1 protein-coding gene is annotated in these 316 nt (G+C 49.4%); it reads right to left on the bottom strand.

The features are described 5' to 3' along the window. Nucleotides 1-95, bottom strand: a 95-nt coding sequence (locus tag FS806_RS27180) for a TGS domain-containing protein (RefSeq protein WP_144942148.1), incomplete at its 3' end; no start/stop codon positions are given. Nucleotides 96-316: the final 221 nt, after the last annotated feature.

The raw sequence follows: 316 nt of genomic DNA, 5'->3' as shown, positions 1-316 counted from the left end.
AGCCCGGAGCTGATCGAACCCGCCACTTCTTCCAATGTCGTTCCTTGCTCATATTCCCGAACCGCACCATCCGGGAACGTTACTTTCACTGCCATATCAATTCAACCTCCTGTTAGATTTAACCAAAATAGGTGAAGATGGTTACGCTGATCTTCTCACGCCTTCGGCTCGATAAAGATGTCGATTAGGCTGAGGACTCGGCACACACAAAATTTAAAAAACAAAAAAACGCATCTCGCCCCAAAAGGGACGAGTGCGTTCTGCTCGTGGTTCCACCCTCATTCGATTCGCTGCCAACGCTGCTCCGTCCAATGGA

Source organism: Paenibacillus sp. 32O-W (assembly GCF_007679495.1).
GTDB lineage: Bacteria > Bacillota > Bacilli > Paenibacillales > NBRC-103111 > Paenibacillus_L > Paenibacillus_L residui.
The sequence above is the reverse complement of the archived record's forward strand: the minus strand, read 5'-3'. Positions and strand labels throughout refer to the sequence as shown.